This is a genomic window from uncultured Winogradskyella sp., from assembly GCF_963975125.1.
Classification (GTDB): Bacteria; Bacteroidota; Bacteroidia; order Flavobacteriales; family Flavobacteriaceae; genus Winogradskyella.
On the sequence record NZ_CAXBGB010000035.1, the window covers coordinates 21,862 to 29,255 of the forward strand.

Annotated in this window: 6 protein-coding genes; 5 read left to right on the forward strand and 1 reads right to left on the reverse strand. The window is 31.7% G+C overall.

Features of this window, described 5'->3' with window-relative positions:
- Nucleotide 1: 1 nt before the first annotated feature.
- Nucleotides 2-718 (forward strand): porin family protein, encoded by a 717-nt coding sequence (locus AAC053_RS06895; RefSeq protein ID WP_339754528.1) that lies wholly within the window; start codon nucleotides 2-4, stop codon nucleotides 716-718.
- Here the strand turns inward: AAC053_RS06895 and AAC053_RS06900 are convergent.
- On the reverse strand, nucleotides 705-1,439 hold the full coding sequence (locus AAC053_RS06900) for an RNA methyltransferase (RefSeq protein WP_339754540.1): 735 nt from the start codon (nucleotides 1,437-1,439) through the stop codon (nucleotides 705-707). The genes AAC053_RS06895 and AAC053_RS06900 overlap by 14 nt on opposite strands.
- A gap of 259 nt (nucleotides 1,440-1,698) precedes the next feature.
- Here AAC053_RS06900 and AAC053_RS06905 point away from each other — a divergent pair, with 259 nt between their 5' ends.
- The 4 genes from AAC053_RS06905 to rpsO all read left to right on the forward strand — a co-directional run bounded on the left by AAC053_RS06905 (nucleotide 1,699) and on the right by rpsO (nucleotide 6,988).
- Nucleotides 1,699-4,266 carry a BamA/TamA family outer membrane protein gene (locus tag AAC053_RS06905; RefSeq protein WP_339754530.1) on the forward strand — a complete coding sequence of 856 codons (2,568 nt, stop codon included), beginning with the start codon at nucleotides 1,699-1,701 and terminating at the stop codon, nucleotides 4,264-4,266.
- A gap of 123 nt (nucleotides 4,267-4,389) precedes the next feature.
- Complete coding sequence (fbaA, locus tag AAC053_RS06910; RefSeq protein WP_339754532.1) at nucleotides 4,390-5,457, forward strand: class II fructose-bisphosphate aldolase; 1,068 nt, start codon at nucleotides 4,390-4,392, stop codon at nucleotides 5,455-5,457.
- 279 nt (nucleotides 5,458-5,736) lie between these two features.
- Complete coding sequence (gene accD / locus AAC053_RS06915) at nucleotides 5,737-6,594, forward strand: acetyl-CoA carboxylase, carboxyltransferase subunit beta (protein ID WP_339754534.1); 858 nt, start codon at nucleotides 5,737-5,739, stop codon at nucleotides 6,592-6,594.
- A gap of 124 nt (nucleotides 6,595-6,718) precedes the next feature.
- Nucleotides 6,719-6,988: a 30S ribosomal protein S15 gene (gene rpsO / locus AAC053_RS06920; protein ID WP_339754537.1), complete on the forward strand. Its 270-nt coding sequence runs from the start codon at nucleotides 6,719-6,721 to the stop codon at nucleotides 6,986-6,988.
- The last annotated feature ends 406 nt before the right edge of the window (nucleotides 6,989-7,394 follow it).

Sequence of the window (7,394 nt, forward strand, 5' to 3'; positions counted from 1 at the left end):
TATGAAGCAAATCTTAATTATTATAGCATTTTTATTGGCATTTCAAAGTGTATCTGCACAGCTGTTTACAAAAGAGAAAATTGCAAATAACCCAGATAATATAGACCAAAAACTTTTGTCTTGGGGTTATTTTTTAGGCTTTAATCAATACGATTTCAAATTCAATTACAACGAAGACTTAAAAGATATTTTAGTTGATAATTCTTTTGGATTTCATTTAGGTCTTATTGGTGATATGCGAATTAATGATTACTTGAATCTGAGATTGGAGCCAGGAGTATTCTTTACCACTAGGAACTTACGCTATGACGAAAGCTACTTTAATGGTATGGAATTTAACGACTCTGATTTGCTTAGAGAAGTAAAATCTACATACATCCACTTGCCTTTATTATTAAAAGCATCAACTAAACGTATTAACAACATAAAGCCTTTTATCATAGGCGGTGTTTCGGTTGCTTTAAATCTATCGAGTAATCAAGATAATCCTGATGATAATAGATCTGGTCAGTTTAGAATGACCAAGAATACTTATTTCTACGAAATTGGATTTGGAATCGATTTATACCTGCTCTACTTTAAATTTACACCTTCAATACGTGGAATTTTTGCAATGAATGATGAAATTATTAAGGATACAGACCCAAATAGTCCATGGACAGGTAATGTTGCCAAAATGCAAACAAGAGGAATCTTTATCAACTTTACATTTCAATAATGCGTCGCCTAAATTCACTTAAAACTATTGCAGTTGCATTAGCCACATTTAAACTTTCCGTAGATTTAGTGTTGCCAAATTGAGGAATAGTGATCTGTCGTTTCACTTTAGATGTAATGGCTTCAGAAATACCATTAGCTTCATTTCCTAAAACAACAACACCTTCATTAGGTAAATCTGTAGTATAGATATTTTCACCTTTCATAAAAGTTCCAAACACTTCAGTTTCATTGGATTTTAAATAATCATCTAAATCTAAATAGCTAACATTAACCCGTGTTAAAGAGCCCATGGTTGCCTGTACTACCTTAGCATTATAACAATCAACAGTATTTATACTGCAAACCAAATCTTTAACACCATACCAATCACAAAGCCTAATTATAGTGCCTAAATTACCCGGATCTCTAATAGCATCTAAGGCAATAATTAAACCCTTATTTATAGGTTTTTTTTTCTCAGGAATCTTAAATATTGCCAGAGCTGTATTAGGATTTTTTAAGGTTGAAATCTTTTGCAAGTCAGCTTCAGAAATTCCAAGAATACAATCGGCAGGAGCATTAAAAATTGGTTTTGTTGTATATAAGGTTTCAAGTTCAAAATCAGAATTTAGAAATTCAATAATCCCTTTCACACCTTCAACTATGAATAAGTTAAGTTGTTGTCTGTATTTTTTTTGACTTAAACTTTTAATTAACTTTATTTGATTCTTTGATAACACAGAACTCATTTTAACCTTTTTGATTTGCTGCAAAATAATCATTTTGCCCTCATATGTCACCTTTTTATTACTTAGTAATGCTACTATGAAGTGCAAAAAAGGATTCATCTGAGAACAAAAGCATCATTTTTCGCTTTAATAAAAAAAGTCAAGATAAGTTCATTAAAATGTCTTTACATTTGTTATTAGCAATACAAAGTAAATCTTTTTTGGACTAATATTTGTATTGCTTAGTCATTATAAAAAAACGATACAACTTTTGAGTTTGCAATTTCGCATTTCATCTTTAATTAAAAGTCGCAAATCACTTTGTTCTAAGGTGGTATTGGGTGTGTTTGTTTTATCGTTGAGTTCGTGCAATATTGTAAAGCGTGTTAAAGAAGGGGAACACATTATAACCAAAAACACAATAGTAGAAGACGGTAAGAAAAACAATGAAGAACGTGTTAATAACATTGTTATACAAAAGACCAATTCTGGTGTGCGAGACTTATTTAGTTTCCCATTACGACTTTATGTTTATAACCTTGCAAGACCTAATATAGATTCTATAATAGAAGCAAACATCTTAAGCGATACTTTAAAAGTAAAACGAAAAACAGCTTTACTATCTAAAAAACAGTTTGATAAGCAGCTAGAATCTCGACGCAATTTTAATAGTTGGTTAAAACGCACAGGCGAAGCTCCAAGTATTCTCAATGAAGAAAAAACTATTAAGACTGCTAACAATCTTCGAAAATACTACTTCAGTAAAGGTTGGTTTAATAATGAGGTAAATTACGAGATTGAAAAAGACAGTAATAAGCGTGCGCAAGTCACTTATAAAGTCACTAAGAAAAAACCTTATTTATTAGATTCTATTACACCGTTTATTAGTAGTCCTGCAATAGATAATCTTTACGATACATTTAGTAAATCTTCACTTCTAATAAAAGGAGAACAATACGATGAACAAAATTTTGAAAACGAACGTGAGCGCATAAATACCTACTTAAGAAATTCTGGTTTCTACTATTTTGGGCAAGATTATATTCATTTTGAAACTGATACTATTGGCACCAATAATAAAATTAATACAGATTTAAAAATTTCTAATCGTACAATTAGAGAAGAAGATTCTACCATAACTGAACCTTTCAAAATTTACAAAATCAAAGCGGTTAATATTTTTACTGACGATGATTTTAACAATCGATTCAAATCAATTTCAGATACCACAATTTATAAAGATTATAACCTTTACAGTAAAGAAAAATTAAGATTTAGACCTAAAGCGCTAACTGATGCTGTCTTTATTAATAAAGGTGATAACTATAGTGATTTAGCCAGAAGCAGAACCTCCCGTTATCTCAACGACTTGCAAATGTTTAGATACCCAAGTATAGATTATGTTGAAAATGAAGAAGACACTACACTCACAGCTAACATATACTTAGAACCAAAAAAGAAATATGAAATGGGATATAATTTAGATCTATCCCAAAGTAATATACAAACTATAGGAATTTCGTTTAGTACTGGCTTAAAAATTAAAAATATTTTTAGAGGTGCCGAAACGTTAGAAATAACAGGTATTGCTGCATTTGGTTCTTCTAAAAATAGAACGGATTCTGAAACTGCCTTTTTTGATATTAATGAATTTGGAGGAAACATTAGACTCACAATCCCACGTTTATTTACACCTTTTAATACCGATAAGATTATTCCGAAATATATGGCTCCAAGTTCTGCTTTTAATTTCTCTGCTACCAGTCAGCAAAATATCGGATTAGACAAACAAACCTTATCTGGTGGGTTAAGTTATAATTGGTTCCCTTCTAAAACTGTAACTAATAATTTAGAGCTTTTTAATGTTCAGTTTGTAAAGAACCTTAACACTAGTAATTACTTTGGTGTCTATACCAATTCTTTTGGAAGATTAAATACTATAGCTAGAGATCTAGATTATATAGATAGCGACGCTACCTTAGGATTTCCTAATGAAGCTAACCAATTCATTAATGATGTATTATCGGGAAATATAACATCTAGTGACGACGATTTTGTAAGCGTTAATAATATTGAAGAACGAAAAGAACGATTAACGGAAAATAATCTTATTTTTTCTACAAGTTTCGACTATAAAAAAGATAAACGTCAAAGTATATTTGATAATGACTTTTCTGTTTTTAAATGGCGTGTTGAGTTCGCTGGTAATTTATTATCTAATCTCTCTAGTGTAATCGGATCTCCAAAAAACGAAGATGGAAACTATGATGTTTTTGGAGTAACCTTTTCTCAATATTTTAAAACAGAAATCGATTATGTGAAGTATTTTGATCTAGGTAGAAAAAATGTATTTGCAATTAGAACGTATGCAGGTATTGCAATTCCTTATGGTAATTCTAATAGTATTCCTTTTGCCAAAAGTTTCTTCGCTGGCGGACCTAACGATAATAGAGCATGGACAGCCTACAACCTTGGTCCTGGTAGTTCTAAAACCACTAACGAATTTAACGAAGCTAATTTTAAAATTCATTTAAGCGCAGAACAACGCTTTAATCTCCTCGGAAAGTGGTATGGCGCATTATTTGTAGATGCAGGTAACATATGGAATGTCCTCGATAATGTAGAAGATGATGATGCAACTTTTACTAATTTTAGTTCTTTAAAGGATATTGCTATTGGCTCTGGGTTTGGCATACGTTACGACTTCGATTTTTTTGTATTACGTTTTGATATTGGATTTAAAACTTATGACCCTTCGCAAGATTTAGGCAACCGTTGGTTTACAGATTATAACTTTAGAAATGCCGTTTATAATATAGGTATTAACTATCCTTTTTAATAAAAAATTTTTCTAGCCAAACTATAACGTTTTCGGTGTTTTATATTCAATCTTATGATAAAAATCAGACCTTTTATTATGTAAAAATTGTATTTTTGAAATCTAATTTTCAATTATAAAATTATGAATCATAATATTAAACCTGGAGTTGCTACAGGAAGAGAAGTTCAAAATATTTTCAAATTAGCTAAAGAAAAAGGGTTTGCCTTACCAGCTGTAAATGTTATTGGATCTAATACTATAAATGGTGTTTTAGAAACTGCAAAAGCATTAAATGCACCAGTGATTATACAATTTTCAAATGGTGGAGGACAATTTAATGCAGGTAAAGGTTTAAGTAATGAAAATCAAAAAGCAGCTATTGCAGGTTCTATAGCTGGTGCAAAACATGTACACCAAATGGCAGAAGCTTATGGCGTACCTGTAATTTTGCACACAGACCATTGTGCTAAAAAATTATTGCCTTGGATTGATGGTTTATTAGATGCTAGTGAACAACACTTTAAAGAAACTGGCAAACCTTTATATAGCTCTCACATGATTGATTTATCTGAAGAACCAATCGAAGAGAATATAGAAATATGTAAGCAATACCTAACTCGTATGAGTAAAATGGGTATGACTTTAGAAATTGAACTTGGTATTACAGGTGGTGAAGAAGATGGTGTTGACAATACAGATGTTGATGATTCTAAGTTATACACACAACCAGAAGAAGTTGCTTATGCTTACGAAGAATTAAGTAAAGTAAGTGATCAGTTTACTATTGCTGCTGCTTTTGGTAATGTACATGGTGTTTACAAACCTGGAAATGTAAAATTGACTCCAAAAATCTTAAAGAATTCGCAAGATCATATTTCAAAAAAATATGGTGTTGGTCATAATCATATCGATTTTGTATTCCATGGTGGATCTGGTTCTACAGTCAAAGAAATAAGAGAAGGTATTAGCTATGGTGTTATTAAAATGAACATCGATACAGATATGCAATATGCATTCTTAAGTGGTGTTAGAGATTATGTACAAGATAAAAAGGACTACTTACAAACTCAGATTGGTAATCCTGATGGTGATGATGTCCCTAACAAAAAATATTACGATCCACGAGTTTGGTTACGTAAAGGTGAAGATGCATTTGTTGCAAGACTTAAAAAAGCATTCGAAGATTTAAATAATGTAGATACATTATAAAATATCTATTAAAACTTAAATAACCCATTAGAACTCAAAATCTGAGTTTTAATGGGTTATTTTATGCTTATAAAATCATTTTTTGAGATAAGGCTTTCAATTTTTGGGTTTAATTAAATAAGTAGTAATTTTGTGGACTTTGCATTAGCAAAAAAACAACTAACTAAAACAACGATTAAAGATTGTATAATCATCTAAAAATCGTAATCTAAAACCTATCCTAAGTGTCACACCGAGCCTGTCTAAGTGTGTAGCCAAAGGACCCTAAACCTAATACAGATGGCTTGGTTTAAAAGAAAAGATAAAGGAATTCAGACCTCAACTGAGGAAAAGAAAGACACGCCCAAAGGCCTTTGGTATAAATCTCCAACAGGTAAAATAATTGACACTAAAGAACTAGAGCAAAATTTTTATGTGAGTCCAGAAGACGGTTACCACGTAAGAATTGGAAGTAAAGAGTATTTCGAAATACTATTTGATGATAATAAATTTAAAGAGTTAGATGCCAATCTATCGTCTAAAGACCCACTAAAGTTTGAAGACACCAAAAAATATCCAGACCGTTTAAAAGCCGCACAAGCTAAAACAAATCTAAAAGATGCAGTAAAAACTGCCGTTGGAAAATCTAATGGTAAGGACTTAGTAATAGCCTGCATGGATTTTAGTTTTATTGGTGGTTCTATGGGTAGCGTTGTTGGAGAAAAAATTGCTAGAGCAGCAGATTATGCGCTAAAAAATAATACCCCTTTAATGATTATTAGTAAATCTGGTGGAGCTCGTATGATGGAAGCCGCATTGTCCCTAATGCAATTGGCTAAAACTTCTGTTAAACTAGCACAATTAGCAGATGCTGGTATTCCTTACATTTCATTATGTACAGATCCAACAACTGGTGGTACAACCGCTTCTTTTGCCATGCTAGGTGATATAAACATTGCAGAGCCTGGAGCACTAATTGGCTTTGCTGGTCCAAGAATTGTAAGAGATACCACAGGCAAAGAGTTACCAGAAGGGTTTCAAACCTCTGAGTTTTTGTTAGAGCATGGTTTCTTAGATTTTATAACACATAGAAAGGACTTAAAGAAAAATATAAATTTGTATATCGACTTAATTACAAATCAACCTTTAAGAGCATAAAAACAGAAGTGGTATTACAGATTAAAAGTTGCGAAAAAATATACAAATTGTAAAAAAGTGGTATATTTGCCGCTTGAAAGAAAATCTTTCATTGTACATAACAATCATTTACAATAATATTAGAATGTATTTAGATCAAAAAGAAAAAGAAGCCATTTTTAAGAAACATGGCAAAGATGCAAAAGACACGGGTTCTGCAGAAGGGCAAATTGCATTATTTACTTACAGAATTAACTACTTAACTGAACACTTAAAAAACAATCGTAAAGATTTTAACACAGAGCGTTCATTAGTAAAACTAGTAGGAAAGCGTCGCTCATTACTAGATTACTTAACTAAGAAGGATGTCTTAAGATATCGTGCGATAGTAAAAGAATTAGGATTAAGAAAATAATCTCAATAAAAAAACCACGCCTAACAGCGTGGTTTTTTGATATATAACAATACAGCTACAACGTCATTACGAGAAGCGTAGCGACGTGGTAATCTCTTCTTAAAGAAACAGATTGCCACATCCAAACAAAAATGTTTGGATTCGCAATGACAACAAATTGAAGAAGCTAGATTCCGAATCGAGTTCGGGACTAACGGTTTTTCATTGGTCACACAACAACTACACACAACAACACAACGACCATTGTTTAACAGAATTTCTGATGATTGAGCGTAGCCGAAATCCCAGTAAAATTCAAGAATTAAAAAATTTATGATTCCAAAAGTATTTAGAGAGGTCATAGACCTTGGTGATGGTAGAGAAATTTCTATCGAAACCGGAAAATTAGCAAAACAAGCGCATGGTA

Bases quoted from the DNA above. Each gene is read 5' to 3' on its own strand.
- AAC053_RS06895 (WP_339754528.1), top strand. From the start codon at position 2: ATGAAGCAAATCTTAATTATTATAGCATTTTTATTGGCATTTCAAAGT.
- fbaA (WP_339754532.1), top strand. From the start codon at position 4,390: ATGAATCATAATATTAAACCTGGAGTTGCTACAGGAAGAGAAGTTCAA.
- accD (WP_339754534.1), top strand. From the start codon at position 5,737: ATGGCTTGGTTTAAAAGAAAAGATAAAGGAATTCAGACCTCAACTGAG.
- rpsO (WP_339754537.1), top strand. From the start codon at position 6,719: ATGTATTTAGATCAAAAAGAAAAAGAAGCCATTTTTAAGAAACATGGC.